Here is a 25,846-nt window from a genome sequence, read left to right on the forward strand (position 1 = left end):
CGGCCGGGCTGAATCAGGTTGGAGGGCCAAACGGGGGCTTTGGCGGCGTGCCGCGGGCAGTTCGTTGAAATTGGGCAGCGTCCGCCCCGGCCGGCCGGTAGATTGCGGCCGCTTTTTTTATTCCGCTGCTATGAGCCTTTCCTCCGATGCCGTGGCCCTGGCCCCGGCAGCATCCGCCCCCCCGTTTACGGGGCGCCCGGCTGCCCCCGGCGAGCGGCGCGTGCCGCTCTGGGCCCACTTGGTGCTCGGGGCGCTGCTGCTGATCAGCGACGGGCTGCAGTTCTGGCAAATGCTCACCGTGCCTGAGCGCCACGGCCTGTCCGGCCGGGAGCTTTGGCAAAGCGCCGTGCTGCGCAGCCTCTGCACCGATGCTCTGTACGCGGCCATCTTCTACCTGAACTGGCGCGAGCTGATTCCGCGCCTGCTGGCCCGCGGCCGGGTGCTGCTCTATGCCCTGGGCGTGCTGGTGCTGCTGGCGGCATTTGTGAGCCTGCGGGTGGCCGCCTCGCGCTGGGTGTACAGCACCCCGGCGGATCTGCCCCCGCCCGCGCTGCCCAAGCTGCTGATTCCTTACGCCCTTACTGGTCTGATGATGGTGTTTCTGAGCTCGGCCCTGAAAGTCACCGGCGACTACCTGCGCGAGCAGCGCAACCGGCGCGAGCTGGAGCGCCGGCAGCTGCTCACGGAGCTGTCGTTGCTGAAAATGCAGGTGAACCCGCACTTCCTGTTCAATACCCTGAACAACATTTACGCCCTGGCCAGCCAGAAATCCGACCGCGCCCCCGAGGCCGTGCTGCGCCTCGCCGACATCATGCGGTACATGCTCTACGAGAGCAGCGCCGACACCGTGCCGCTAACTCAGGAGCTGCAGCACCTGCGCAGCTTCCTCGATCTGCAGCGCCTGCGGCTGCCTTCCACCGGCCCGGCCGCCGTGGCGTTCGACACCGCTGGTATGCCCGCCGACGTGGCCTGGCCCATTGCGCCCATGCTGCTGCTGCCGCTGGTCGAAAACGCCTTCAAGCACGGCGACCTGACGGCCCGCCCCGCCGTGAGTCTGGAGCTCCGCCTAGCCGCCGACGGTGCGCTGTGCTTCGTGGTACAAAACGCCGTGGCGGCGCCGGCCGCGGGCCCTGCCCTGGAGCAAGCCGGCGGTGTAGGCCTCACCAACCTACGCCGCCGTCTGGAGCTGCTCTACCCCGGTCGCCACCAGCTGCAGGTAGAGGTGCCGCCCGGGCGCCACCGCGTCACGCTCACGCTGTGGCCCGCCGCGCTGGCTTGATCGGGCGCCACCTTTCTACCTTGCCCCGCATGGAATCCGCCAAACCTACCCGCAAGCTTAGCTGCGTGCTCATCGACGACGAGCCGCTGGCCCTCGACGTGCTGGCCGGTTACTGCGCGCAGCTGCCGTTTCTGGAGCTGCGTGGGCAGTTTCACGATGCGTTGCAGGCGCTGGCGTACGTGCAGGACCACCCCGTCGATGTGGTGTTCGTGGATATTCACATGCCGCGCATCACGGGCCTGCAGCTCGTGCAGCTGCTGCCCCGGCCGGCTCCTCGGGTGGTCTTTACTACGGCCTACGACCAGTACGCCGTGCAGAGCTACGAGCTGAGCGCTACCGATTACCTGCTGAAGCCCATTGCCTTCGAGCGGTTCTTGCAGGCCGTCAACAAGGTGCGTGCCCTCACCGCCGCGCCGGTTTCGGCTCCGGCCCCGGCCTTGGAGGCCGGGCCCGCGGCGCCGGCCGTGGCGGCGGATGCCATGTTCGTCAAAAACGAGCACCGGCTGCAGCGCGTGGCCTTCGACGACATCCTCTACATCGAGGGCATGCGCGAGTACCTGATGATTTACACGGCCGAGAGCGGCAAGATCCTGACGCTGCAGTCGTTTCGGCGGGTGGAGGAGGTGCTGCCGCCGCAGCGCTTCGCCCGCATCCACAAGTCCTTCTTGGTGGCCTTGAACCGCATCGAGCACGTGGAGCGCAGCAAGGTGCAGGTGGCCGGCCGCCTGCTGCCCGTCGGCGACGCCTACCGCGACGGGTTCATGGCCCTGATCCGCGCCTATAATCAGCTGTGAGGCCAAAAGGTGAGTTGAGGCTCGGATGATCCGGCGTACCTCAATTCACCCGGCTATGGTCGCTCCGATTTACTTCTGCGCCAGCTTGCTGGCAATCTGGGCCGTGTAGCGGCCCTGGTAGCGGGCGCCCTCCAGCTCGTTTTCGCTGGGTTGCCGCTCGCCCTTGCCGCCGGCAATGGTGCTGGCGCCGTAAGGCGAGCCACCCGTTATTTCGTCGATGCGCGACTAGCCCTGCCAGGCGTAGGGCAGGCCGGCAATGACCATTCCGTGGTGAAGCAAGGCCGTATGCGCGGTACGGATAGTGGTTTCCTGGCCGCCGTGCTGCGTAGCGGTGCTCACAAAGGCCCCACCCACTTTGCCGACCAGCGCCCCGCGGGCCCACAGCGGCCCGGTGGCATCAAGGAAAGCCTGCACCTGCCCGCACAGGCTACCGTAGCGCGTGGGCACGCCCAGGATGATGGCGTCGTAGTCGGCCAGCTCCTCCACTGTGGCTACTGGCAGGTGCGCAAACGCCTGCTGCGCCTGGGTAGCCCCTATCTGAGCCAGCAGCTCTTGGGGCAGGGTCTCAGGCACTCGCTTGAGGGTAACTTCGTTGCCGGCAACTTCGCGGGCGCCTTCGGCCACGGCTTCGGCCATTTTCCAGACGTGGCCATAGGTGGAGTAGAACAGAACGAGGGTTTTCATGGTGTGGGTACGGAGAAGGTGAAAGAAGCCCGGCCGGCGGCCAGGCTAGGGTAGGTACCGGGAATCGGGCAGTGAGGTTGGGGTGCTGCGGGATAAGCCGTAGCTTTAGGAGTGCTGAAAGCACCAGCGGGCAGTGGATAGAGCCCGCGCCGAGAAAAAATTACCCTGACTTGCAACCCCGCAGCGCCCGCGCTGCTCCTCCTATTGCCGCTGCCTGCTGAGCGGTTCTGTTTTGCTATTCCGTGGTCCATTAGCCCATGAGACATCTGCTACCTGTTACCAGCTCCCGCCGCCGCTTTGCGCTGGGTAATGGCGCCCCCGGCCGCACTTGCCGGGCCCACGTATGAGTGCCCTCGCCGCCTTTGGCACCAGCGGTCTGGGCCGGCTCGTGGGCGGGCTCTCCGCTTCACCTACGGAAGCTTCCGACGTGGCTCCACCGGCTGCCACGCGTCCGCTGCAGCCGGCCAACCGCTGGAGCGAAGCCGAGCTGATTGACGCCTGCCTCGACGGCAGCCGCGTGGCCCAGAAAGAGCTGTACGTGCGCTACGCCGGCCGCATGCTGGCCGTGTGCTCCCGCTACTCGCAGACGACCTTCGAAGCCGAAGACGTGCTGCAGGAAGGGTTTGTGACGGTGTTCAGCAACTTGAGCCACTTCCGGCGCGAATGCCCGCTGGAGTTCTGGATTCGGCGTATCATGATCAACGCCGCCCTGCGCCAGCACCGCCGCAACGCGCCCATGCTGGCCGTTACGGAAAGCGAATACCCCGAAGCCGTAGCCGACGAGGAGCTCATCCTTTCGAACTACAACTTCGAAGAATTACTCAAGATGGTGCAGGACCTGGCCCCGCGTTACCGCATGGTGTTCAACCTGTTTGCCATCGAAGGCTACGGCCACAAAGAAATTGGCGAGATGCTCGGCATTTCGGAGGGTACCAGCAAGTCGCAGTACTCCCGGGCCCGCGCAATCCTGAAAGCCAAGCTGGAAAGACTCGACCAACGTTGCAATGACACCCGTTTCCGATAACCACGACCACCGGCCGCCCACCGGCAACCTGGAGGAGATGTTCCGCCAGAAGTTTGCCGAGGCTGAGCTCACGCCCCGCGCCGACGTGTGGGACCGGCTCGACCACGAGCTGCTGCTGCGGGAAAACCAAGGCTACCGCCGCCGGCTGGTGGGCTACCGCCGTCTGGCCGCTGCGGCCTGCGCCGTGGCCACGCTGGGCGTAGGCGGCTGGCTGACCCAGCGTACCCTGACCGCTGATACCCCGGCGCAGGTAGCAGCCGTAACCAACCGCGCTGCCACCGAGGCCGCGGCCAGCCGCCTTGGCGAAGCTGCCAACGCCTCGGTCTCCGGCGAGGCGCAGCGCAGCACAGCCGCAGCGGAAGGCCGCCCGGCCGGTGCTGGTGGCGCTGCTGCCGATGCTTTTGACCTGCGCCAGTCCTCCGAAGGCGTGGCCGCCCAAAGCCCTGCGGCCGATGCGGCCGTAGGACCTGGCTTGGCTGTCGGGGCTCTGCGGGAGTCGTTTGGCGCTGCGCCGGAGGCCGCTACCCAGCCTGGGCTGGTAAGCCGCGCGCTGGCCACCATCAAGCAGACTTTCGGTATGGAGGCGGGGCAGTCGGCGCCGGTGCCCGGCGGCGCTATGCCCGGTGGGCGCAGCCTGCCGCTGAACGGTGGTAACGGCTCCCTCGCCACGCCCGGCAGCGCGTTGGCGGCGGCCCGCATGCCCGCCGCCGGCGCCCTGGCCGCGCCGGCTGCCGCCCAGGCAGACGGCATCGACGGCCTGCAGCCCATTGCCAGCCGTCTGCGGCGGGCCGCCGCTGGCAGCCGTCCCGATTCGGTGAAGCCCGCGCTGCTGAGCGCCCCCGTGCTGCTGGCCGCGCAGGTTTCGTCGGAAGAAGAAACCGATGACAAAAAAGAGCTGAACAGTCGGTGGAAGTGGCGCGGCAGCTATGCTGCCCAGCGCTTTGTGCCCAACGTGAGCGGCGCCGCCGGCACGGGAATGGCTTTGAATTTTGCGTCGCCGGCCTCGCCGCTGCGGCCCGCTCCCGTCGAAGAGCCCACGAAACTGCAGCCGGGCCTGGCCCAGCGCGGGCAGCTGGGGGTGGCCGTACCCTTGGGCAAAAAGCACTGGACCCTGCTGACCGGCGCCGAGCTGGCGGCCATCAGCGGCAACACCGGCCGCGAAGTTACCCGGCAGTTTAGCAGCGCCAACAGCCCCAGTGCCGCCGACCAGAAATTCCAGACCGGCCGCTACCACCTGACCACCATCGGCGTGCCGGTGCAGGTGCGCTACGAAGGGCGCAAGCAGGGCTGGGGCGTGTATGCCGCCGTAGGCGCCGCCGTGAACGTGCTGCTGCGCAACCGTACCGACGTCGGGACGCTCAGCGCCACTAGTGATGCGCCTTACCGCCGCGTGCTGGCCTCGGCCCGGGGCAGCGCGGGCGTACGCTTCTCGCCCGCTCGCGGCAACTGGCAGCTCAACGTGGGCCCCGAGGCGGAAGCCGGGCTGAACACGCTGAACGTCAATCCGAGCGAAGGCTGGAGCAAGCGCACCCGCCCGTACGCGGTGGGGCTGGCGGCCAGCGTAGAGTTTGGCGGCGGCAAAGCCGAGCTGGCTCCCTGATAAAGCTTCCCCAGCATTACCCACTCACTCACCTGGGTCGAACCCTGCGGCTGGTATCCAGTCGTGGGGTTTTTCTTTGTTCGGCGGAAACCCCCTGCGCGCCGCCGTAGTTAAGAAGGGTTATCTTTCCCGCTCTCCGAATTCTCCCCGCATGGAGTACCAACTGACCTCTGAATTCAAGCCTACCGGCGACCAGCCCAAAGCCATTGCCCAGCTCGTGGCGGGCATCGAGGCGGGCGAGCCGGCCCAGGTACTGCTGGGGGCTACCGGCACCGGCAAGACCTTCACGATGGCCAACGTCATTGCCCAGACGGGCAAGCCGGCGCTGATCCTGGCCCACAACAAGACGCTGGCTGCCCAGCTCTACGGCGAGTTCAAGCAATTCTTCCCCAACAACGCCGTCGAGTACTACATCAGCTACTACGACTACTACCAGCCCGAGGCGTACATCGCTTCGACGGACGTGTTCATCGAGAAGGACCTGGCCATCAACCAGGAAATCGAGAAGCTGCGGCTACACACCACGTCCTCGCTGCTCAGCGGGCGGCGCGACGTGATTGTGGTGGCGTCGGTGTCGTGCATCTACGGCATCGGCAACCCCGAGGAGTTCGGCAAGAACATGATCCTGCTGAAGCCGGGGCTGAAGTTTTCGCGCAACGCCCTGCTTTACCAGTTCGTGCAGATCCTGTACTCGCGCACCGAGCAGGAGTTTACCCGCGGTACCTTCCGCGTGAAGGGCGACACGGTGGACATTTTCCCGGCCTACCTCGACTACGCCTACCGTATCTACTTTTTCGGCGATGAAATCGAGGCCCTGCACCGCATCGATCCGGAAAGCGGCAAGAAGCTGGGCGAGGAAAAGGACGTGGCGCTGTTTCCGGCCAACCTCTTCGTGACCGGCAAGGATACCCTGCAGCAGGCCATCAAGGAAATTCAGTACGACATGGTGCAGCAGCACGCCTACTTCGAGAAGGAGGGGCGCGACTCGGAGGCCAAGCGCATCGTGGAGCGCACCGAGTTCGACCTGGAGATGATCCGGGAGCTGGGCTACTGCTCGGGTATCGAGAACTACTCGCGCTACTTCGACGGCCGCTCGCCCGGCTCGCGCCCGTTCTGCTTGCTCGACTACTTCCCCGACGACTACCTGCTGGTGGTGGACGAAAGCCACGCCACCATGCCGCAGATCCGGGCCATGTGGGGCGGCGACCGAAGCCGCAAAACCGCGCTGGTGGAGTACGGCTTCCGCCTGCCCTCGGCCATGGACAACCGCCCGCTCACCTTCAACGAGTTTGAGAGCATGTTCCGGCAGGCCGTGTACGTGTCGGCCACGCCGGCCGACTACGAGCTGGAGCGCGCCGGTGGCGTGGTGGTGGAGCAGATTATCCGCCCGACGGGCCTGCTGGACCCCGAAATCGAAATCCGGCCGAGCATCAACCAGATCGACGATTTGCTTGACGAGGTGGACAACCGCGTGAAGATGGGCGACCGGGTACTCGTCACGACGCTCACCAAGCGCATGGCCGAGGAGCTGACCAAGTACATGGAGCGCCTCAACATCAAGGTCAGCTACGTGCACTCCGACGTGAAAACGCTGGACCGGGTAGAAATCCTGCGGCAGCTGCGCCTGGGCGAAATCGACGTGCTGATCGGCGTGAACCTGCTGCGCGAGGGCCTGGATTTGCCGGAGGTGTCGCTGGTGGCTATTCTCGACGCCGATAAGGAAGGCTTCCTGCGCGACCAGCGCAGCCTGATTCAGACCATGGGCCGCGCCGCCCGTAACGACCGCGGCAAAGTCATCATGTACGCCGACCGCATCACCGGCTCCATGCAGCGCGCCATGGACGAAACGAACCGCCGCCGCGCCACCCAGATGGCTTATAACGAGGAGCACGGCATCACCCCGCGCACCGTGCGCAAGTCGCGCGAGGCCATCATGGAGCAAACGTCGCTCTCCGATTACCGCGTGCCGGAGCAACCCATGGCCTACGTCGGCCCCGACGAGGACGGCGGCGGGCTGGCCATTGCGGCCGAGCCGGTGGTGGCCATGATGAGCAAGGCCGACCTGGAAAAGCTCATCAAGCAAACCGAAAAGCAGATGGAAGCCGCCGCCAAGGAGCTGGACTTCCTGCAGGCCGCCAAGTTCCGCGACGAGCTGGCTTCCCTGCGGCAGCTGCTCAAAACCAAGCGCGACTAAGCCCCGCAGATAGATCTGCGTGCCACAAACGCCAGCTCGGGCTTTTCGGGCTGGCGTTTGCCTGTTTCGGGGCTTAGTTTTTGCACGTGGTTGACCGGCTCGTTTCGGCCTTTCGCCACCCTTATTCCCCCTGGTTTATGCGTCTGCTTGTTATCTGCTTGCTGCTGGGCTTGGGCCGCTTTATGCCGGCGGCTCAGCAACCTATACCGCGTTATCAGTTCATGCACGTCAACTTCAGCGGCAGTCGCATCTTTTTCTCGCCGGCCCGCCAAGGCAAGGAGTGGGTGAAGGTGAAGGATTACCTGGGGCAGAGCTTCTCCATGTTCGACCAGGAAAAGCTGGGCTGGGAGGCCATGAGCCGGCTGCTGAACGAGCTGTCGGCGGACGGGTGGGAACTGGTTCAGATGCTGCCCGAGAACAACAAGGATGGCAACGTGGGTGCGGTGTACCTGCTGCGCAAGCCGCAACCGTAAGCATCGCGGCTGCCGATACCCGATCAGGCCGTTTGGGGGCGGCTGGCATCATCGTTTTTGAGCACCACGCTGATGCGGCCGTCGCGCTCCAGCCGGGCCATTTCGATGGCGGCCAAGTCGTCGGTGCCGCCGGCCTCCCGGATGCCCTGCAGCAGGTCGCGGCGGCTCAGGTTATTACGGCGCAGGTTGGCGTACTGAATGCGGCCGTGCTGCACCAGTAGGTAAGAGTTGCCCTTGATGACGCGACCGATCAGCGGACTGTGAAACGCAGCCCAAGCCAGCAGGCGGTGCAACAGCACCAGCACGGCACAGGCCAGCACAGTGCTGCCCAGCGGCGAGGCGCCCACAATGGCGCGGCTCAGCACCGCCCCGAGAATGATCTGAATGACCACATCGAAGGGGCTGATGCTGCCAAAGGTGCGTTTGCCCGACAGCCGCAGCAGCGTCAGCGCCACGAAAAAGACCAAGACAGCGCGGGCCGCCATCTGCCCCGCCGAGAGGTTGTCTGCGTCGGCCCGCAAGCCCAACAGCTCGTTGAGAAACGATTCCATGAAACAGCGACGGTTAAGAAGCCGCGCGTTGGGCAGCCCGCTGAACCAGCACCTCGGCCCGCTGCTTGCCGCTGCGGCACCAGAAGTGGGACAACTGCCCCTTGGCCTCGTGGCAGGACGCAAGGAAAGGCTCGATTTCGTGCAGCAGCTGCGGCGGCAGTCCACCGACGGCATGCCGGTGCTGGCCCGACCCGGCGGCCACGGCCAATAGCCGGTCGTGGCGCCGAAGCTGGCCGGATTCGGGCTGCTCCACTTCGAGCACCCCGATCCAGGGCGCTTTCGCTACCGTGCCCGGGGACGTAGAGGCGTCCATGAGCAGCACGGCGACCGGGTTGCCGTCGTCGGCTAAGGTGGAGGGCACAAAGCCGAAGTCTTTGGAAAACGAACTGCCTTTGGACAGGAAGCGCTTGGGCCTGAAGAAGCCCAGTGCTGGAGCGAAGGCCAGCTTGTTGGGGCTGCTCTTGGACGTCTTGGTGACTACGTGCAGGCGGCGGCAGCCGGGTGGTTGATCCAGCGTGGGAGGCATAGCGTGGGGGAGTTGCTGTAGTATACCCGGCCCGCTGCGCCAGTGTTGCCCGGTCGTGGCCGCCACATCATCATGCGTTGCCGGGCGGTGCGGGGGCCACTACTTTTGGGCCAACCTAACCTCTTTTTTCCATCCATGCGTACCCGCCGTTTGCTCCGCTTCTTCCCCGTTCTGCTGTTGCTGCTCCTGCCCCTGCTGCCCCAGCGCAGCCTGGCCCAGGTGTCGAAAGCCGGCTCCTACCAGTTCATGCAGATGACCACCATCGAGTCCATCGTGGCCGGCGGGCTGGGCCGCTCGCGGGTGATTTTTACCCCTGAGTTCAAAGGTTCGAAGGAAACCAACATGGAAAACCTATTCAGCCTCACCGGCATCAACATGCAGAACGTACGGGCCAACGAGGAAACCATCCTTCGTTTCCTGGCCGACGTACAGGCCGACGGCTGGGACCTGGTGCAGGTGACGCCGCTCACCCAAACGCTGCAGAGCGGCGGCTCCACGGGCCAGGGCATTTTCATGACGCGTTACCTCTTCCGCAAGGCTAAGTAGCGTTTTTACGCCTCCTAGCTATCCGCGTCGCGGGCCTGTGCGCACCGCTGCGTACGGGCCCGCAGCGCGGACGCGGGGAGCCCCGCGCGGCTGCGCTAGGCCGGGTTGTTGCGGTGCGAAGAGGCGCGGATAAGCAGCTCGGGCGTCAGCACCACCGGCGGGAGCGTCGGGGCGGGGGATTCGCGCTGCAGAATGTGGAGCAGCTGCTGCACGGCCAGGCGGCCCATCTGGTGGCAGCGCTGGTCCACTGAGCTGATGGTAGGCTCGGTGAGGGCCGTGAAGGCTTCGTTGCTGAAACCCACGACGGCCACTTCTGCCGGCACGCGGATGCGCCGGGCCTTGAGCACCTGGATAGCGCCCACCGCGGCCAGGTCGTTGGATGAAAACACCGCGTCGGGCGGGTTCGGCAGCTCCAGCAGGTGCTGCATGTTCTGCGTGCCGGTATCCTGGTTCAGCTCGGAAAAGCACATCAAGGCTTCGTCGGGCTGCAAGCCGTGGTCGCGCAGCGCGTCCAGGTAGCCTTGGTGGCGGTTGCGGTGAATGTTTAGGTGCAGGGGGCCGCTGAAGTGCGCGATGCGGCGGCAGCCTTGCTGGATCAGGTGCGCCACGGCCGCGTAGGCGCCGGCGTGGTCGTCGAGCACCACGGCGCTGGTGTGGGGGCCGGCCATGTCTTCCACGATGCGGTCGAAAAATACCAGCGGCACCTCGGCCCGGCGCACCGCGTCGAAGTGCGCAAACTCCTGGGTGGTACTGGCCAGCGACACTAAAATGCCCTCTACCTGGGCGTTCAGGAGCAGCTCGATGTTCTTTTTCTCCTGTCGCACGTCTTCGTTCGACTGGCAGATCATCACGTTGTAGCCCTGCTTGCTGGCTTCGATGGCAATGCCGTTGACCACTTCTGGAAAAAAGTGGCCCGTGATGTAGGGCACCAGTACGCCGATGGTGTTGCTGCGTCCGCGGCGCAGCGCGGCGGCCAGTTGGTTGGGCTGAAAGTTCAGCTCGTCGGCCAGCTGCCGCACCCGCTGCTTGGTGGCCTCGCTCACCTGCGGGTGTCCCGTCAGCGCCCGCGACACGGTGGAGGGCGAGAGGTTCAGGGCGTTGGCCAAGTCAGTGATGGACGTCCGATGCGGTGCCTTCATGCCGGTAGGGGCCACTACGGAGCCGATAAGCGCCCGGGCGGCCGGAAGTGGTGAAACAGGGAACAGTGCCGGCCGGCAGTTACCTGCGGCCGTTCACAGGTGGTAAACATAAGCAGAAGCGGCCGCACGTCCCGCCGGCCTAGACACAGCGGCAGCCGCGCAAAAACGAAGCCGCCGCAGCGGACAGCAGCGGCGGCAACGGTGAACCCGCACCAGGACGACCTGGGGTTGGCGGTTTCGGTTCGATCAGTGAACCGGTTGTGCGTTGGGCCGGTAGGTGGTCGTTACCCCGGTGCCCTCGGCTGGGCCGAGCTTGCTCAGCAGCGCAGCCACGGCCGCCTCGTCCTCGGGCAGGCCCACCTGCCGCCACAGCTCAATGCCCTGCCGCACCAGCACGCACGAGGGCAACTGGCTCGCCTGAAAGCTGCGCACCACGGTTGGGTGGCTGGCCTCATCGATTTTGAGCACCCGCACGGCCCCGCCGAGGCGGTGCTGCAGCTGGGTGAGCGAAGCGCTGGAGACGGGCGGTAGTTGCCTGGGTTGGCCCGCATCCGGCAGCAGCACCAGCAGCACGGCCGCATCGGAAGCCGGCAGCAGCGGTTTGGTTTGGATGACGGTCATAACGGGCAGTTGAAGGTTACGCTAGCAAAATTGACCTTTCCGCGCTGCTTATTCCATGATATTCGTCAGGTCGGGGTATAACTTCGGTCATCTCCGGCCGTTTTAGCCCGAGTTTTGTCCGAACGGCTTTTCCTCTGTTTCTTTCGCCCCGCTGCTTCCCATGACTCCGAACCCTTACGCCGACGCTTTGGTGAACACCCTGTTCCAGCAGGCCCAAGGGTTCGTGGGCGTGTATGACGCGCAGCTCGGCTGGTTTACCCAGGTAAATCCGCGCGGCCCGCAGCTGCTGGGCTACGCCTCGGAGCAAGCCCTAGTGGGCGCCGCCGACCACGTGCTGCCCGTGCGGCCGCGGGGGCACCAAAGCTGGAACGAGTTGCTGGAGGCCGCGCGCATCTCCGGTTCCCAAGTAGTCGATGCCGACATCCAACGGCTCGACGGCACGGCGTTTGGGGGCACCGCGGAAATTACATCCTTTCAGCACGACGGCCGCGCGCTGTTTCTGGTGCGCCTGCATGCACAGGACCGCCTGCGGCAGGCCGAGCGGGAACTGGCCCAGAGCGTAGGGCGCTTTGAGGCCGTGGTGGCCAACGCCACCATTGGCATTATCGTCTGCGACCGGCAGGGTCGCATCGTGACGGCCAACCGGTTGTCGCAGCAGCAGTTCGGCTACGAAGAGGGCGAGCTGACGGGGCTGAAGATCGAAGTGCTGGTACCCAACGCCGTGGGCCGCCGCCACGAGCAGCTGCGCGAATCGTTCAACGCCAACCCCTCGGTGCGGGCCATGGGCGCGCACCGTGGCGGCCTGGAGGCCCTGCGCAAGGACGGCACCGTGTTTCCGGTGGAAGTCAGCCTGAGCTATTTCCACCTCGACAACGAGCTGTACGTGGTGTCCTACATCCTCGACATCACCTACAAGAAGGAAGCTGAGCGGGAGCTGATTGCCCAACGCCAACACGTGGAGAAACTCAACGCCGAGCTGGAGCAGAAAGTGGCCGACCGCACGCACGCCCTGCTCAGCACCCTGGAGCAGCTGGAGCAGCGCTCCGAGGAGCTGGCCAAGGCCCTGGCCGCCGAGCAGGAGCTGGGCGAGCTGAAGTCGCGCTTCGTGAGCATGGCCTCGCACGAGTTCCGCACCCCGCTCACGGCCGTCATGAACTCGGCTACGCTCATTGAGAAGTACCCCGCCGGCGACCAGCAGGACAAGCGCCTCAAGCACCTGCACCGCATCCGCGCCTCCGTCAAGCACCTGAACGACATCCTGGAAGAGTTCCTCTCGGTGGGCAAGATCGAGGAAGGCAAGATCGAGGCCCGGCCGGTGCAGCTGCGCCTCGACGAGCTGCTGACCGACACGCTGCCCGACGTGCAAAGCCTGCTCAAGCCCGGCCAGCGCATCGTGCCGCGGGTGGAGTGCCCCGACTCGGTGTGGCTCGACCCCTCGCTGCTGCGCAAAATCCTCGTCAACCTGCTCTCCAACGCCATCAAGTACTCCGGCGACGGCTCCACGGTGACTGTGCACGCCCACTGCGCCCACGGCCAGCTCACGCTGGCCGTGCAGGACGAGGGTATGGGCATCTCGGCTGAGGATCAGGAACACCTGTTCGAGCGGTTTTTCCGGGCCCGCAACGCCGGCAACGTGCCCGGCACCGGCCTCGGCCTCTACATCATTGCCAAGTACCTGGAGCTCATGGGCGGCCACATTGCCCTGCAGAGCGAACTGAACGTGGGCACCACCGTCACCGTCACCATTCCCTATGAAGACCATCCTGCTGATTGAGGACAACGACCTGATTCGCGAGAGCACCGCCGAGATTCTGGAGCTGGCGGGCTACCACGTGCTAACGGCCGAAAACGGCAAGGTGGGCGTGGAGCACGCCCGCAGCACCCGTCCCGATCTGGTGATCTGCGACATCATGATGCCGGTGCTCGACGGCTACGGCGTGCTCCAGATCTTCAACCAGGATGCACAGCTGGCGGGCATCCCGTTTATCTTCCTCACGGCCAAGACCGAGCGCACCGACATGCGCAAGGGCATGGAGCTGGGCGCCGACGACTACCTGACCAAGCCCTTCGAGGAAAGCGAGCTGCTAAGCGCCATTACGGGCCGCCTGAACCGTTTCCGCCACTTTAAGGCCGACTACGACCTGCAGCACGAGGGCCTGAACGAGTTTCTGGACGACGCGCGGGCGGTGGGCAAGCTGGAAAGCCTCTCGGCCGACCGCAAGGTGCATGCCGTGCGCAAAAAGCAGGACATCTACCGCGAAGGCGACGAGCCCACGCGGCTGTACTTCGTGAAGGCGGGGCGGGTGAAGACGGTGAAAGCCACCGCCGCGGGCAAGGAGCTGATTACCGGCATTTACGCCCCCGGCGAGTTTTTTGGCTACATGGCCCTGCTGGAGCAAACCCGGCACGGCGACTCCGCCGTGGCCGTCGACGACTCCGAGCTGGTGTATATTCCCAAGGACGACTTCGCCCAGCTGCTGCTGCGCAACCCCGAAGTCAGCCAGCAGTTCATTCGCCTGCTGGCGGGCCGTGTGAGCGAGCGGGAGCAGCAGCTGGTGGGCATGGCCTACAACTCCATCCGCCGCCGCGTGGCCGACACGCTGCTGCGCCTGCACGAGCAGCACGCCGACGCGGCCGCCACCTTTCAGCTTTCCCGCGACGACATGGCCGCCCTGGTCGGCACGGCGCCCGAGTCGCTGATCCGCACGCTGAGCGAGTTCAAGCAGGACGGCCTGATTGAGCTGAGCGGCAAAGACATTCGGGTGCTGCAGCCCGACAAGCTGCGCCGCGCCAATTGGTAATCCGCTGAGCGGTTCGTCGGCTATGAAAACGGCCCGCTGAGGAATCGGCGGGCCGTTTTGTGTACGTGAGCAGTGCCGGGTGCCCATCAGGCCCAGCGAATGGAGCGGTAATCGGGCAAAGTCGGCTGGGCAAGAGCGGGCTCGGCTACGGCCTTCTGCTGGACGCACTGCTCGCAGCAGGGGGGCGCTACAGCTTCGCGCTGCTGCGGCAGCACCAGCAGCGGAATGCGGGTGTGGTAGGCCTGGGTTTTGGTGTAGCACACGTCGAAGAAGCGGCCGAGTAGGATGGAACGAGTAGGGACGAAGATGAGCAGCTGCGCCTGCATCTGTTCGCAGAACTCACCGATGCCCTCCAGCGGGTCGTCGTCGAGTACAAGGCGGCTGCGCATGGAAATGCCGGCCAGCTCTTGCTGCATCAGCTGCATGCCGCGTTTCACCCGAATCAGTTCCGGCAAGTCCAGTTGCTGGTAAAAATGCACGAGCTGCAACTGCGGCCGCAGCTCGCGTAGCATCTGGGCCAGCGGGGTTAGCGCGGCGGCCTGCAAGTGACCGAAGTCGGCCAGGAAAGCGGCGCGGGCGGGCAGCGTGCGGGCGCCGGGCGGCACCACCAGCACCGGGCAGCTGGCCAGCTCAGCGATGCGCGCGGCGTGGTTGCCGCCGATGGCCGCTTCGCCGCAGTCGACGTACTCCAGACTCATCACCACCAGCTCAGCGCCGTAGGCCTCGATGGCCTGCTGCACGTGGTCGTGCAGGCAGCCGGCGCGCACGGCGTGGCGGTAGCGGATGCGGCGCCCGTCCTGGCGCACGAGCTGTACGTAGCGCAGGCGTTCGGACAGGGTAACCAGTCGTTGCTCGTAGGCGGTGGTGTCGGCGGCCGAAAGCGGGCCGTGGTGGCAGTACAGCAGCACTACCTCGGCGCTGAGCCGGACGGCCAGCTTGTTGGCGTACACCACGGTATGCTCCGTCGCGGTGGTCAGGTCGATGGGAACAAGGATGGTTTTCATGGGGCGAATCAGGCGCGGGGGGAGAGAGAAGAAGCGGGGAATTATTCGCCGGGTGTGCCGTGGCACATGGTAACGGCGCGAGTGGCCGGGCCGGCAGCCGCCTGCAGCTGGGGGCTCAGGTACGGTATGCCGAGGCCCAGCCCGCGCACGATGAACAGCACGGCCATGGCCGTGGCCACCACCGGCACGGCCTGCCGCAGCCGGGTGCGCCAGCGCAGCGGCACCAACTGTCCGGTCAGCGAAAGCGCCAGCATCAGCGGCAAGGTGCCCAGGCCGAACAGGGCCATGTAGGCCGCGGCTCCGCCCACGCCCGGGGCACTCAGCGCCCCGGCCAGCGCCAGGTACACCAGGCCGCAGGGCAGCAGGCCGTTGAGCACGCCGCTCATGTACAGCGCCCCGGGCGCGGGCCGCTGAAAAAAGTACGCCAGCGCCTGCTTCAGCCGAAACAACGCGCGGTCGAGGCCCACCGCGGCGGCGGCGCGGCCCGTGTAGCGCTCGGGCACGGCCACCAGCAGCAGAATCAGCAGGCCCGATGTGACCGACAGCCCCTGCTGCCAGCCGGCCAGCCGCAGCGACTGCCCCAGCAGGCCGGCCAGCGCGCCCAGCGTGGTGTAGGTGGTCACGCGGCCCAGGTTGTAGAGTACCCGCCCGCTGACGTAGCGGCGGCGCGGCTGCCCCGCGCCGGGCAGCGCCAGGGCAATGGCGCCGCACATGCCCACGCAGTGGAAGCTGCCCAGCAACCCGAAAATAAAACCAGCCCAGAGCATTGGCGAAGGAGAAAGCAATAGAATGCAGCAGCGCCCGAAATGCGCGGATGCGCTGACGAAGGGCAAGTTCGTCAGCGCATCCGCGGCCCGCCATGACAAAAATCAGTGGGCGACGGTGACGTTCTGCTCCACGAAATACGCCTGGCCGCCGGCTTCAAAGTCCAGCCGCACGCGCCAGTAGCCGGGCTGCAGCTTGGCGGTGCTCAGGCGCTGGGTGCCGGCCGCATCGGGCTGCAGCGGCACGGTGAAATCGAGGTGCTGATCGGAGGGACGGAAAAACCGCACTTTTCCGGTGGGCTGCTGCCCGGCCAGCGCGGCGGGCAGTTGCAGCGTCAGCTCGTCGGCGGCGGCCTGGTAGCGGATGGCCCCGGGCAGGGCCGCGGCGCGGGCCGCGGCTTCCATGCGCTGCTGGTGCTGCAGCTCCTGCTCGTAGTAGTCCTTGCTGACCAGATCGACGCTGCTGCTCATGGCCTGCTTGACCATGTAGCCGATAAACGTACCGAAGAGGACAAACACGGCAATGATGGCGTACGGCCACAGGCTGCGTTGCGGGGCGGGCTTATTCACGGTGAGGGTAGACATGGGGGGGAAGAAAGTAGCGCGGGCAGTGGCCGCGTAGGGCCGGCCAATGGCCGTTTAACGATTTGCGGACGGCCGAGCAAGCCAGTAGCCGGCTGAGGTGCCGGGGCCGGGCTAGTGGGCCGGCGCCAGAAACTTGGTTTGCTCTTCCGTAATCAGCTGGCCGCCGCTGTACACGCCGATGCGAATCTTGCTGCTGGTCTTGGTCAGCGCGCTCTTGGGCAGCTCGGCGAAGAACACGGCCTCGGTCATGCCCTGGGCGGGCAGCTTCAGGCCGCTCTGGCCCACCACCTTCACCGAGCCGTCGGCGGGCTCCAGCACGCGCAGCTCCAGGGGCATGGCGCGGTTGGTTTTGTTGATGACGGAGATGTTGTAGAGGTTCGTGATGCTGCCTCGCTCGGTTTTCTGAAACAGCTGGCCGGGGGTGCGCAGCACGGTGGCTTCCACGTTGGAGCGCGTGAGCAGCAGGCCCGCCATGACGCCCACCAGCAGCAGCAGCACGGCGGTATAGGCCTTGATGCGGCCCGTCACCCGGAACTTAGTGCCGGCCTCGATGTGCGCTTCCGAGTCGTAGCGGATCAGGCCCTGCGGCTTGTTGATCAGGTCCATGATGGAGTTGCACACGTCGATGCAGGCCGTGCAGTTGATGCACTCCATCTGCTGGGCGCCGTTGCGGATGTCGATACCCGTGGGGCACACCTGCACGCATTGCTTGCAGTCGATGCAGTCGCCGGCGGTGCGCTCCTGGTTTTTGCGCAGCTTCTCGCGCGGCTCCCCGCGGCCGTAGTCGTAGGCCACCGTGATGGTGTTCTGGTCGAGCATCACGCCCTGCAGGCGGCCGTAGGGGCAGGCGATGGTGCACACCTGCTCACGGAAGCGGGCAAACACGGCGTAGAACAGGCCCGTGAAAATCACCATCGAGCTGAGCCCGCCCAGGTGCCCCAGCGGCGAGTCGCTGATGATGCGCACCAGCGCCTCGGTGCCGATGATGTAGGCCAGGAAGGTGTTGGCAATCAGGAACGAGATGAGCAGAAACAGCGCGTGTTTGCTCGTCTTGCGCCAAATCTTGTTCCAGGTCCAAGCGGCTTTGTCGAGGGCTTTTTGCTGCGGGGCGTCGCCTTCCAGCCAGTACTCGATGCGGCGGAACACCATTTCGAGGAAGATGGTCTGCGGGCACACCCAGCCGCAGAAAATCCGGCCGTACACCACCGTGAAGAGGATGATGAACAGGATAAAGGCCATGAACCCCAGCAGCAGGATGAAGAAGTCCTGGGGCCAGAAGATCTGCCCGAAGATGATGAACTTCCGCTCCACCACGTTGAGCATGAGCACCGGCAGCTCGTTGAGGCGCAGCCAGGGCCCGGCAAAGAGCAGCGCCAGCAGGCCGTAGCTGACCCACTTGCGGGCCGAGTACAGCCGGCCGCTGGGCTTTTTGGGGTAGAGCCACACGCGCTTGCCTTGGGCATCTATCGTGGCGATAGAGTCGCGGTAGGACTCGTCGGTGGCGGGTTTGTGGGCGACGGGGTTCATCTGGTTCTGGTGCCGCCTGCCGCGCAAAATGGCGCCGGGGCGGCTGTAATCGACTACACGTTCCGGCGGCCGGCGGCTAAGGCCGGCCTGGCCACCGCCCCGGGCGGTGAATCCGATGAGGCTACCAGCCCAAAGTGCCCGCCGCCAGCGGTGGAGTTTCTGGCGGCCTGCCCGAACGTGAGCTGTGCTGAAAGCAGTGTTCGGACAAACGGCAGGGTGAAGGTGGAGCCCGCCGCGGGCAGCTAGGGTGTTGCGAGCGGGTGGCCCGCAACGAGTATTACAGCTTGGCGACGCTGCGCGTGGGGGCTTCCTTCTCGCCCTGCGGCGCCTTCGGGTTGGCCGGCTTCGTGCCCTGAATGCTCACGATGTAGGACGACACCTGCAGCAGCTGCTTGCTGGAGAGCTTGCCTTTCCAGGCCACCATGCCCTTGCCCTGCACGCCGAACTTCACCGTCTTGTACACGCGGTTGATTTCGCCGCCGTGCAGCCAGTATTCGTCTGTCAGATTCGGGCCCACCTTGCCTTCGCCCTCCTGGCCGTGGCAGGCGGCGCAGTTTTGGGCAAACACGGCCTTGCCCGCGTCGATGTCGGCCGTGGCCGTCAGGGGCTGGTAGGTGGTGAGCTTGTTGGGGTCGTCGTTGGCGCCGAGCTGGGCGGCCAGCACGGCGGCCTGCTCCATTTCCTGCTGGTACTCGGCCTGGCTCAGGCTGCCGGTATCCGTCACGTGGAAGTGAATGAAATAGGCCACGCCGAACACGATGGTCAGGTAGAAGCCGTATTTCCACCACGGCGGCAGGTCGTTGTCATACTCCGTGATGCCGTCGTAGTCGTGACCGGCCATCACGTCCTCCTTGTAGGCGCCGGTCAGGCCCACCGTATCGCCGAGGAAGAGGCCCAGGGCCCGGCCGTACCACTGCTCGCGGATGGTCTCGATTTCGTAGACCTTGCGCAGCAGCGGGCGCATTTGCCAGAGCAGCCCGAACATGAGCAGCAGGATGAACACGATCAGGGCCGTCAGGCCGCCCATCATCCAGAGCAGGGCGCCCAGCTCGGAGCCAGCGGCGGCTTGCTTGGCCGCGTCGGCGGCCGGGGCGGCGGCGTCCTGGGCCAGGGCTGTGGCCCCGCTGAGCAGCGTGCTCAAGCTGAGCAGGGCGGCGAAGGAGAATTTACGCGTTAACACAGCGCACCTCCTTCCGTCTGGGCCTGCGCGGCGGCGAAGTCGTCGTCCTGCAGGGGCATCTGCTTCATGGCCTGGATGTGGGAGCGACTCACCACCGCCACGTACACCAGCAACGAGAGAAAAAAGAGAAAGAAGATGGCGAAGGAAATAAGCGGGTAGATTTCGATACCCGTGATGTGTTGCAGAACGTTCTTGTACATGACGGCTCAGTCTTGGCAGGCCTGTTAAGGGCGGGGCACCGGAAGCAAGTGTTTCCAGCACGTTGGGGGTCGGCACCCCGCCCGGGGACCTAGATGATTACTCGGCAGCGGCGGCCACGGCAGCGGCCTGCTCATCCTTCACTTTGATGTCGGTACCGAGGCGCTGCAGGTAGGCAATCAGCGCCACGATTTCCTTGTCCGACTTCACCTGGATGTCTTCCTTGGCCAGCTCCGCCACAATGCCGGCGGCCTGCTTGCGGGCCGCGGCCACGGCTTCTTTCTCGAAGCCGGCCGGGTACGGCGTACCGAGCTGGCGCAGGGCATTGATCTTGGCGGGCGTGTCGGAGTAGTCGATGTCGTTTTCGAACAGCCAGGGGTAGGGCGGCATGATGGAGCCGGGCGACATGCTGGTGGGGTCCATCATGTGGTTGTAGTGCCAGGAGTGGGGGTACTTCTGGCCCACGCGGTGCAGGTCCGGGCCGGTGCGCTTGGAGCCCCACAGGAAGGGCCGGTCGTACACGAACTCGCCTGCCTTGCTGTACTCGCCGTAGCGCTCCGTTTCGGAGCGGAAAGGGCGCACCATCTGGGTGTGGCAGTTCACGCAGCCTTCCTTGATGTACAGGTCGCGGCCTTCCAGCTCCAGGGAGGTGTAGGGCTGCACCGTGGCAATGGTGGGTACGTTCGACTTGATCAGGAACGTGGGCACCATCTCCACCGCGCCGCCGATCAGGATGGCTACCGTGGCCCAGATGCTGAGCTGCACGGGGCGGCGCTCAATCCAGCGGTGCCAGTGCCCGCCTTCGTGGCTGTGCTCGTGGTCGATGACGGCCGGGGCGTGGAACTTCTCGTTGGCCAGCAAGGAGCCGGCTTTGGCGGTCTGGTAGAGGTTGTACACCATCAGGAACACGCCGCTCAGGTAGAGCACCCCGCCGATGCCGCGCAGGTAGTACATCGGTACAATCTGCATCACCGTCTCCAGGAAGTTGGCGTACTGCAGCAGGCCTTCCTCGTTGAACTGCTTCCACATCAGGCCCTGCGTGAAGCCGGCCCAGTACATGGGAATGGCGTAGAACAGGATGCCCAGGGTGCCCAGCCAGAAGTGCACGTTCATCAGCTTCCGGGAGTGAATCGGGGTCTGGTAGAGGCGCGGCCACAGCCAGTAGAGCACGGCGAAGGTCAGGAAGCCGTTCCAGCCCAGGGCCCCCACGTGCACGTGGGCCACGATCCAGTCGGTAAAGTGGGCAATGGCGTTGACGTTCTTCAGCGAGAGCATCGGGCCCTCGAAGGTGGCCATTCCGTAGGCCGTGATGGCCACCACCATGAACTTCAGGATGGGCTCCTCACGCACCTTGTCCCAGGCGCCGCGCAGCGTGAGCAGGCCGTTGATCATGCCGCCCCAGGAGGGGGCAATCAGCATGATGCTGAACACCACGCCCAGGCTCTGCGCCCAGTCGGGCAGGGCGGTGTAGAGCAAGTGGTGCGGGCCGGCCCAGATGTAGATAAAGATCAGTGACCAGAAGTGGATGATGGAGAGGCGGTACGAGTACACCGGGCGCTCCGCCGCTTTGGGCAAGAAGTAGTACATCAGGCCCAGGTAGGGCGTGGTCAGGAAGAAGGCCACCGCGTTGTGGCCGTACCACCACTGCACCAGCGCGTCCTGCACCCCGGCGTAGAGCGAGTAGCTTTTCAGCAGCGACACCGGAATGGCCATCGAGTTGACGATGTGCAGCACGGCCACCGTCAGGAACGTGGCGATGTAGAACCAGATGCCCACGTACAGGTGCTTTTCCTTGCGACGGGCAATGGTGCCGAACATGTTCCAGCCGAACACCACCCAGATCAGCGTGATGGCCACGTCGATGGGCCACTCCAGCTCGGCGTATTCCTTGCTGGTGGTGAAGCCCAGCGGCAGCGTGGCCACGGCCGCGACGATGATGAGCTGCCAGCCCCAGAAGTGGATTTTGCTGAGCAGGTCCGAGAACATCCGGGTCTTGCACAGGCGCTGCAAGGAGTAGTACACCCCGGTGAAAATGCCGTTGCCGACGAAGGCAAAAATCACCGCGTTGGTGTGCAGCGGGCGGATGCGGCCGAACGTGGTGTAGGGCGTGCCCATGTTCAGCTCGGGGCGGGCCAGCTGAAAGGCCGCAATAACGCCGATGAGCATGCCGGCAATGCCCCAGAACACGGTGGCAACGCCGAAGTCTCGGACGATTTTGTTGTCGTAGAAGGATGCGAGAACGGCCTTCGGGGAAGGTTGAGGAGCCCCGGGCGGTTTCGCTTGGACCAGCACAGCCATAGCGCGAAACGGGTTGTTTTGAAGTAGGACAAAACTCCGAATCAGGCCTTTGGCAAAAGATGACGAACGTCAGCCGCGTGGGCTGATAGATGTCAGGCAGCGCGGTAGTAGCTGATGCTTAAAAGCTGTCATCCTGAGCGGAACACGAAGGCCCTTCCCACGTCAGATAGATGACTATCAAACCAGAGAAGCTCCTTCGCGTTCCGCTCAGGATGACAGATGGTTATGGTTCAGGCCCGCTACTTCCGGCTCTGCCGCAGCGCCTTTAGCGCGCCGGTGCTCCAGAGGGCCCAGTTCACCAGCACGGGCTGGAAGAACAGCCGCGCTAGGCGTTTTTGATCGGTGTCGAGGCCGAAGGCGTCGAGGTGGTGGGTATACTGGTGCACGTTGCCGGGAAACACCGCCACATAAAAGGCGCCCAGCATCAGGCCGACCGCCGCCCGCTCGCGTTTCCACAGCAGCAGCGAGAGACCCAACCCGATTTCCACCACGCCCGAGAGCAGCACTGTGGTATCCTTGCTCAGCGGCACGAAATCAGGCACCTGGGCCTGAAACTCGCGGCGCTGAAACGTGAGGTGGCCGGTGCCGGCCACTACCATAAAAGTGCCCAGGATGCTGCGGGCTACGTTCTGCAGTGCGGTGGTCTTGACGTGGTGTTGCATGGTGGGCGGGCGGGGAAGGTAGCCCCGCTACCGTTGGGTACGGCCCGCGCTGCCTTTGAGTGGCGCGGCGTTGGGCACCGTCCCGGGTTCAGGGGGCGGTCTGCTCTTCCTGGTCTTCGAAGAGCATGCGCACGGAGGGCGTGTACGTGTCGTCGTACTGCTGGCTGCGCACGGCCCACACGAAGGCCAGCAGAAACAGCACGGCCACGCAGAGCGAAATGGTGATGAGGGCGAAGATGATTTCCATGAGAAGAATTACAATTGGCGCCGGTGCGCGGCGTAGCGCACCAGCAGGGTGGCAAACACCATCACGCTCAGGGAGCTGATGGGCATCAGAATGGCCGAAACGATGGGCGTGAACTTGCCCTGCACCGCCAGCCCCAGCCCCACGCCGTTGTACACGAAGGAAATGACGAACGTGGCCAGCACCACCTGCAGGCAGTCCTGGGTGAAGCGCAGGAAGGTGCCGAGCTGCCCGAAGCTGCCCGCGTCCAGGATGGCGTCGCAGGCGGGGGAGAAGTTGGTGAGCGTGTCGGTGAGGGCAATGCCAGCGTCGGCCTGCTGCAGGGCGCCCGCGTCGTTGAGCCCGTCGCCCACCATGACCACCGTTTCGCCGCGGCGCTTCAGCTCGGCGATGTAGTCGAGCTTATCCTGCGGCGACTGGCGGAAGCGCAGCTCGGCCTGCGGCCCGAACAGCTCGCGCAGGCGGTCCTGTTCGGTGTCGTTGTCGCCCGAAAGCACGGCCAGGCGGTAGCGGCGGCTCAGCTCGCTCAGCACGGCGGGCAGCTCGGGCCGGTACACGTTGCGGAAGATGTAGCAGCCCTGCCGCGCGCCTCCGCCCAGGCGCACGTACACTCTGGACTGCAGGTGGTCGGTGGTGGAGCCGGCGGCCCGCAGCTCCGCCGGGCCTTCCGCAGCCACAAATGCGGCGGCGCCTACCTTCACCTCCAGGCCATCGACCACACCGCTCAGGCCCTGGCCGGGTACTTCGCGGAAGTCCGTGACCGGCAGCGGGCCGGCGGGCAGCTCGGCGGCCAGGCGCTGGCTCAGCGGGTGTGTGCTCTGGGCCACCACGGCGGCCACGGCCTGCTGCTCGCGCGGTGTGAGCGTGGAGCCCTGGTACTCCACGGCCGAACGCTTCACGTCGGTGAGCGTGCCGGTTTTATCGAACACGATGGTGGTGGCGCGGCCCATCACTTCGGCCACGGCGGAGTTTTTCAGGTAGAATTTGCGCCGTCCAAACACCGTTAGGGCGCTGCCGAGGGCGAAGGGCGTCGCCAGCGAGAGGGCGCAGGGGCAGGCAATGACGAGCACCGAGGTAAACGCCCGCCACATCATAGGCTGGTCGCGCGGGAGCCAGTAGAGCACGGTGCCGGCGGCCAGCAGCAGCGTGACGGCCACGAAGTAGCGGCCCACCTTGTTGGCGTAGCTTTCCAGCGTCTGCTTTTCGGCTTTCTGGAAGGCGGGGTTGTTCCAGAGCTGGGTGAGGTAGCCCTGCGACACCTCGCGCACCACCTCCAGCTCCACGGCCTCGCCCAGCTGCCGGCCGCCGGCGTACACCACTTCGCCGGCCACCTTGCCCACCGGCACGCTCTCGCCCGACACGAACGAGTAGTCGATCTGCCCGGTGCCGCGCATCAGCATCGCGTCGGCGGGCACCACTTCCTGGTTGCGCACCCGGATGCGGTGGCCCACCTTCAAATCCTTAGCCGACACGGATTTCTCGCCCTCGGCCGTGAGCAGCGTCACGGCCACCGGGAAGTAGGAGGTGAAGTCGCGGTCGAAGCGCAGCGCGTCGTAGGTGCGCTGCTGCACCCACTTGCCGATCAGCATGAAGAACACCAGCCCCGTAAACGAGTCAAGGTAACCCGGCCCGCGCTGCAGCAGAATGTCGAACACGCTCACCAGAAACAGCGCCGTCAGGCCCAGGCTGATGGGAAAGTCGAGGTTGATGGTGCGCTGGCGCAGCCCGGACCAGGCCGAGCGGTAAAAGCCGCGGGCGCTGAACAGCAGCACCGGCAAGGCCAGCACGAGGCTCAGGTAGCCAAAAAAGCGCCCGAACTGGGCCGCCAGCTGCCCGGTCACGGCCAAGTAATCGGGGAAGGCCAGCAGCATCACGTTGCCGAAGCAGAACGCGGCCAGGCCCAGCTGGTAATACAGCGTGCGGCTGCTGTGGTGGGGCTGCGCGCCCAGCTCGGCCAAGGTTATCTGCGGCTCGTAGCCCAGCGAGGCGAGCAGCTGTACCACTTCCTTGAGCGAGGTGCGCCCGGGCTGGTAGCTGATGCTGATTTCCTTGCGCAGAAAGTTGACCCGCGACTCGCTCACGCCGGGGTTGAGCTGGTAGAGGTGCTCCAGCAGGTAGATGCACGAGGCGCAGTGCATCTGCGGCAGGTGCAGCGTGAGACGGGCCAGCGCGTCGGAGCGGAAGCTCAGCAGCTGGGCTTGCACCGTTTCCGTGTCGAGGTAGTCGAAGCGGCCGGGTAGCTCCACGGCCTGCACCTTCTGGCCGGGGTGCTCGTCCAGGGCGTAGTAGCGGCAGAGGTGGTTGGCGTCGAGCAGCTCGTACACGGCCTTGCAGCCCTGGCAGCAGAAAGACAGCTCGGGCCGGGCCGCCAGCCGAATGGGCTGCTCGGGGCAGTCGTCGCCGCAGTGGGTGCAGGCCAGGTGAGGGGGAGCAGGGGCAGTCGTCGGATGCACGCCGGAGTCGGGTCAGGTGAAAAGCAAATTTCCCTCCGGCGCCGCGGCGAAAAGCTGACGAACGTCAGGCGCCGGGCCTGATCCTCGTCAGCGGTGCGGGGTGAACCAGGCCGGACTTTTGAGGTGTTGCTCGGGCGCGGCCCGTGCGGCCCTTGCCCCGGAGCCTTTCTTACCTTTCCTTATGCGTCCGTCTGCCTCGACTCTCTCGCTGCTGCTGGTGCTGGCCCTGTTTCTGTGGGCCGGCATGGTGGCGGGCATCTCCTTTATGGAAGCCCCGCTGAAGTTTACCGCGCCCCACATCACGGTAGTGCTGGGCGTGGGCATCGGGCGCATCGTTTTTCACGCCCTGAACAAGGCGGAGCTGGTGCTGAGCGTCGTGGCGCTGCTCTGCGCCGGGGTGCTGGGCGTACCTTCGCGCATCTGGCTGGTGCTGCTCACGGCCGTGCTGGTGCTGGCCGCCCAAACGCTCTGGCTGCTGCCCGCCCTCGACGTGCGCGCCGAAGCGCTGCTGGCCGGCCTGCCCAATCCGCCCAACTCCCAGCACATGACCTACATCGTGCTGGAAGTGGTGAAGCTCGTGAGCCTGCTGACGGCCGGCAGCCTGAGCTTCCGCTGGGCGCTGCGCATGGCCCGCCGCCGCGAGTCGCACCGCTACGCCCTCAAGCACCACGCCCGCGCAAGCCATTCCTGAATTCATCC

At 65.5% G+C, this 25,846-nt stretch carries 25 protein-coding genes; 10 read left to right on the top strand and 15 right to left on the bottom strand.

The genetic code is table 11. The features are described from left to right. Window positions 1–130: 130 nt before the first annotated feature. Window positions 131–1,279 (top strand): sensor histidine kinase, encoded by a 1,149-nt coding sequence (locus ACYVKQ_RS06885; protein ID WP_460576994.1) that lies wholly within the window; start codon window positions 131–133, stop codon window positions 1,277–1,279. 29 nt (window positions 1,280–1,308) lie between these two features. Next, complete coding sequence (locus tag ACYVKQ_RS06890; RefSeq protein ID WP_460576996.1) at window positions 1,309–2,073, top strand: LytR/AlgR family response regulator transcription factor; 765 nt, start codon at window positions 1,309–1,311, stop codon at window positions 2,071–2,073. Between the two features lie 225 nt (window positions 2,074–2,298). Here ACYVKQ_RS06890 and wrbA read toward each other — a convergent pair whose 3' ends face one another. Beyond that, on the bottom strand, window positions 2,299–2,757 hold the full coding sequence (gene wrbA / locus ACYVKQ_RS06895) for an NADPH-dependent FMN reductase family protein (RefSeq protein WP_460576998.1): 459 nt from the start codon (window positions 2,755–2,757) through the stop codon (window positions 2,299–2,301). A gap of 343 nt (window positions 2,758–3,100) precedes the next feature. On the opposite strand from wrbA, the gene ACYVKQ_RS06900 reads away from it, so the two are divergent. The 4 genes from ACYVKQ_RS06900 to ACYVKQ_RS06915 all read left to right on the top strand — a co-directional run bounded on the left by ACYVKQ_RS06900 (window position 3,101) and on the right by ACYVKQ_RS06915 (window position 8,048). Then, window positions 3,101–3,781: an RNA polymerase sigma factor gene (locus ACYVKQ_RS06900; protein ID WP_460577000.1), complete on the top strand. Its 681-nt coding sequence runs from the start codon at window positions 3,101–3,103 to the stop codon at window positions 3,779–3,781. Next, window positions 3,762–5,381 carry an outer membrane beta-barrel protein gene (locus tag ACYVKQ_RS06905; protein ID WP_460577002.1) on the top strand — a complete coding sequence of 540 codons (1,620 nt, stop codon included), beginning with the start codon at window positions 3,762–3,764 and terminating at the stop codon, window positions 5,379–5,381. Before ACYVKQ_RS06900 ends, ACYVKQ_RS06905 begins: the two co-directional genes overlap by 20 nt. 151 nt (window positions 5,382–5,532) lie before the next feature. Continuing rightward, window positions 5,533–7,575 carry an excinuclease ABC subunit UvrB gene (gene uvrB / locus ACYVKQ_RS06910; RefSeq protein ID WP_460577004.1) on the top strand — a complete coding sequence of 681 codons (2,043 nt, stop codon included), beginning with the start codon at window positions 5,533–5,535 and terminating at the stop codon, window positions 7,573–7,575. 137 nt (window positions 7,576–7,712) lie between these two features. Next, a complete protein-coding gene (locus ACYVKQ_RS06915) occupies window positions 7,713–8,048 on the top strand; it encodes a DUF4177 domain-containing protein (RefSeq protein WP_460577006.1) in 336 nt (111 codons plus the stop codon). Window positions 8,049–8,071: 23 nt separating this feature from the next. Here ACYVKQ_RS06915 and ACYVKQ_RS06920 read toward each other — a convergent pair whose 3' ends face one another. Next, the gene (locus ACYVKQ_RS06920) at window positions 8,072–8,599 is read right to left on the bottom strand and encodes a DUF421 domain-containing protein (RefSeq protein WP_460577008.1); all 528 of its coding nucleotides are present in this window, start codon (window positions 8,597–8,599) and stop codon (window positions 8,072–8,074) included. A gap of 13 nt (window positions 8,600–8,612) precedes the next feature. Then, complete coding sequence (locus ACYVKQ_RS06925; protein WP_460577010.1) at window positions 8,613–9,125, bottom strand: inorganic diphosphatase; 513 nt, start codon at window positions 9,123–9,125, stop codon at window positions 8,613–8,615. Between the two features lie 135 nt (window positions 9,126–9,260). Here ACYVKQ_RS06925 and ACYVKQ_RS06930 point away from each other — a divergent pair, with 135 nt between their 5' ends. Further along, on the top strand, window positions 9,261–9,671 hold the full coding sequence (locus ACYVKQ_RS06930; RefSeq protein ID WP_460577012.1) for a hypothetical protein: 411 nt from the start codon (window positions 9,261–9,263) through the stop codon (window positions 9,669–9,671). A 95-nt stretch (window positions 9,672–9,766) separates the two neighbouring features. Here the strand turns inward: ACYVKQ_RS06930 and ACYVKQ_RS06935 are convergent, their stop codons facing one another. Next, window positions 9,767–10,810 (bottom strand): LacI family DNA-binding transcriptional regulator, encoded by a 1,044-nt coding sequence (locus ACYVKQ_RS06935; RefSeq protein WP_460577014.1) that lies wholly within the window; start codon window positions 10,808–10,810, stop codon window positions 9,767–9,769. A 246-nt stretch (window positions 10,811–11,056) separates the two neighbouring features. Then, a complete protein-coding gene (locus ACYVKQ_RS06940; RefSeq protein WP_460577016.1) occupies window positions 11,057–11,431 on the bottom strand; it encodes a YbbN family protein in 375 nt (124 codons plus the stop codon). Between the two features lie 160 nt (window positions 11,432–11,591). On the opposite strand from ACYVKQ_RS06940, the gene ACYVKQ_RS06945 reads away from it, so the two are divergent. Together ACYVKQ_RS06945 and ACYVKQ_RS06950 are read left to right on the top strand one after the other, a co-directional pair. Beyond that, window positions 11,592–13,205 (top strand): sensor histidine kinase, encoded by a 1,614-nt coding sequence (locus ACYVKQ_RS06945; protein WP_460577018.1) that lies wholly within the window; start codon window positions 11,592–11,594, stop codon window positions 13,203–13,205. Then, window positions 13,183–14,232, top strand: a complete 1,050-nt coding sequence (locus tag ACYVKQ_RS06950; RefSeq protein WP_460577020.1) for a response regulator — start codon at window positions 13,183–13,185, stop codon at window positions 14,230–14,232. The genes ACYVKQ_RS06945 and ACYVKQ_RS06950 overlap by 23 nt, the downstream gene beginning before the upstream one ends. Before the next feature lie 86 nt (window positions 14,233–14,318). Here ACYVKQ_RS06950 and ACYVKQ_RS06955 read toward each other — a convergent pair whose 3' ends face one another. The 10 genes from ACYVKQ_RS06955 to ACYVKQ_RS07000 form a co-directional block, all read right to left on the bottom strand. After that, the gene (locus ACYVKQ_RS06955; RefSeq protein ID WP_460577022.1) at window positions 14,319–15,236 is read right to left on the bottom strand and encodes a universal stress protein; all 918 of its coding nucleotides are present in this window, start codon (window positions 15,234–15,236) and stop codon (window positions 14,319–14,321) included. Window positions 15,237–15,277: 41 nt separating this feature from the next. Beyond that, on the bottom strand, window positions 15,278–16,003 hold the full coding sequence (locus tag ACYVKQ_RS06960; RefSeq protein WP_460577024.1) for a sulfite exporter TauE/SafE family protein: 726 nt from the start codon (window positions 16,001–16,003) through the stop codon (window positions 15,278–15,280). A gap of 102 nt (window positions 16,004–16,105) precedes the next feature. Beyond that, complete coding sequence (locus ACYVKQ_RS06965; protein WP_460577026.1) at window positions 16,106–16,585, bottom strand: FixH family protein; 480 nt, start codon at window positions 16,583–16,585, stop codon at window positions 16,106–16,108. Between the two features lie 111 nt (window positions 16,586–16,696). After that, complete coding sequence (gene ccoG, locus ACYVKQ_RS06970) at window positions 16,697–18,112, bottom strand: CcoG/RdxA/FixG family protein (RefSeq protein ID WP_460577027.1); 1,416 nt, start codon at window positions 18,110–18,112, stop codon at window positions 16,697–16,699. Window positions 18,113–18,389: 277 nt separating this feature from the next. After that, window positions 18,390–19,253 (bottom strand): cbb3-type cytochrome c oxidase N-terminal domain-containing protein, encoded by an 864-nt coding sequence (locus tag ACYVKQ_RS06975; protein ID WP_460577029.1) that lies wholly within the window; start codon window positions 19,251–19,253, stop codon window positions 18,390–18,392. 32 nt (window positions 19,254–19,285) lie between these two features. Beyond that, window positions 19,286–19,492: a hypothetical protein gene (locus ACYVKQ_RS06980; RefSeq protein WP_460577031.1), complete on the bottom strand. Its 207-nt coding sequence runs from the start codon at window positions 19,490–19,492 to the stop codon at window positions 19,286–19,288. Between the two features lie 97 nt (window positions 19,493–19,589). After that, a complete protein-coding gene (gene ccoN / locus ACYVKQ_RS06985; protein WP_460577033.1) occupies window positions 19,590–21,788 on the bottom strand; it encodes a bifunctional cbb3-type cytochrome c oxidase subunit I/II in 2,199 nt (732 codons plus the stop codon). 239 nt (window positions 21,789–22,027) lie between these two features. Then, a complete protein-coding gene (locus ACYVKQ_RS06990; RefSeq protein WP_460577035.1) occupies window positions 22,028–22,450 on the bottom strand; it encodes a DoxX family protein in 423 nt (140 codons plus the stop codon). Between the two features lie 88 nt (window positions 22,451–22,538). Then, window positions 22,539–22,697, bottom strand: a complete 159-nt coding sequence (gene ccoS / locus ACYVKQ_RS06995) for a cbb3-type cytochrome oxidase assembly protein (protein ID WP_460577037.1) — start codon at window positions 22,695–22,697, stop codon at window positions 22,539–22,541. 8 nt (window positions 22,698–22,705) lie between these two features. Beyond that, complete coding sequence (locus ACYVKQ_RS07000) at window positions 22,706–25,147, bottom strand: heavy metal translocating P-type ATPase (RefSeq protein ID WP_460577039.1); 2,442 nt, start codon at window positions 25,145–25,147, stop codon at window positions 22,706–22,708. A 181-nt stretch (window positions 25,148–25,328) separates the two neighbouring features. On the opposite strand from ACYVKQ_RS07000, the gene ACYVKQ_RS07005 reads away from it, so the two are divergent. Next, a complete protein-coding gene (locus ACYVKQ_RS07005) occupies window positions 25,329–25,838 on the top strand; it encodes a hypothetical protein (protein ID WP_460577041.1) in 510 nt (169 codons plus the stop codon). Window positions 25,839–25,846 lie beyond the last annotated feature (8 nt).

It is taken from the genome of Hymenobacter coalescens (assembly GCF_054783195.1).